Source organism: Ideonella sp. B508-1, from assembly GCF_000333615.1.
Lineage (GTDB): Bacteria > Pseudomonadota > Gammaproteobacteria > Burkholderiales > Burkholderiaceae_C > Ideonella.
This window is the reverse complement of sequence record NZ_BADL01000494.1, coordinates 1-1,570: the sequence shown is the minus strand read 5'-3', so window position 1 is coordinate 1,570 and position 1,570 is coordinate 1. Positions and strand designations below refer to the sequence as shown.

General features: G+C 73.3%; 1 pseudogene. It reads right to left on the bottom strand.

The features are described 5' to 3' along the window. Positions 1 to 94: 94 nt before the first annotated feature. Positions 95 to 1,570, bottom strand: a pseudogene (locus tag I73_RS19430) (exodeoxyribonuclease V subunit gamma); the annotation flags it as partial.

Genomic DNA, 1,570 nt, shown 5'->3' with positions numbered 1-1,570 from the left:
GGTCTTGCCGGTGCCGGCGCTGGCCTCGATCAGCTGGCTGCCTTGCAACGGAAAGTTCAAAGGGTCCAGGCGCTGGCTGGTGGGCTCGCTCATCTCAGCCTTCCTCCTCGGCCGGGGTCTCCAACGCGCTGCCGTGCAGTTCGATCTGCACCTGCTGCGCCACCCAGGCGGCCAGCGGGGCGTAAAGCCGGGTGGCCCAGACCTCGAACTGGCCATTGGCCGTCAGGGCCTCGAAATCCTCGAACAGCCGGGCCAGGCAGGGATCGACCACCTCGCCGGTGTGGGTGAAGCTGCCCTCGTAGGCCTGTTCCGGCCGTTCCTGCCGCACCCAGGCCAGCGCGGTGCGCAAGGCCACCGGCAGGGGCGCGTCCATGCCGGCCTGCCAGCCTTCAAGCAGCGTGGGCAGCACCGCCCTCGCCTCTTCCCCGTCGGGTGGCTGGCAGCGCAGCGTGGCGTCCCGCCCCACGAGCACCACGCCCACCGGCGTGTCCATGGCGGCGGCGGCCAGGGTCCAGAGCCAGGCCGCCAGCAGCGGTTCGGCCCGCGGGGTCTCCTTGCCCGGCGCGCCCTGGACCAGCCGGCTGGGCGTGATGAGCAGGGCCACCGGCAGGCCGCCGGGCGCCTGGCGCAGCCCCTGCAGCCAGTCCTGCAGCAGCACCTGGCCGGCACGGGCTTCCACCGGACGATGGGGCGCCGGCTCGGGCCACTGGGCCTGTTCGCGCGCCCAGGCGGCCAGTTGCTGGCCCAGCATCTCGGCCAGGGTCTGGGCCACTTTCTGCCCCGGCCCGCCCAGGGGCAGCGCTCCTTCGCGCTGGATCTGCTGGACCAGGGTGGTGGCGTTCACGGGGACCTGCGCTTCGCCCGCTGCGCCCACCGCCTGCTCCAGCAGACGGCCCAGCAGACCATGGGCCTCCAGCCCGTCCAGCGCAAAGCGCTCCTCGTCCTCGGTGAGCGCATCGGCCTCGTCGAACACCACGCCCAGCCGGTGGCGGAAGAAGGCCTTGACCGGGTTGCGCAGGAAGCGGGCGAGCAGCTCCAGGGTGAGCACCGTGGTTGCGGCCTCGGCCTCCGGCACCGCGGGGGTGGGCGCTGGCGCCTCGGCCACGGTGGCCGCATGGGCCTGCCGCCATTCCCGGGCGTAAGTCTGGAAGGCACTGCCGGGCTCGAAGTAGCGGCGGCTGAAAGGCTGCAGCGGATGCTCCCGGGTGCGCTCCGTCACCACGGCCGGGCTCCAGCCCGCGGACAGGTAATCGCGCAGCTGGGCCACCAGCACCGAGGGTGGCTGGGCGCTGTTGTCGCGCACGCTGCGGCCCGTCCAGCTCACGTAGAGCTGGCGCCGGGCGGACAGCAGCGCCTCCAGCATCAGCTGGCGGTCGTCGTCGCGCCGGGCGCGGTCGCCCGGGCGTCCCTGGCCGGGCTGGGCCATCAGGTCGAAGTCGCTGCGCGGCGCGCGGCGCGGGTAGTCGCCCTCGTTCATGCCCAGCAGACAGACCAGCTCGAAGGGGATGGCCCGCATCCGCAAAAGGGTGCAGAAGGTCACGCCGCCGGCCCGGAAGCGCCGGTCAGCGCA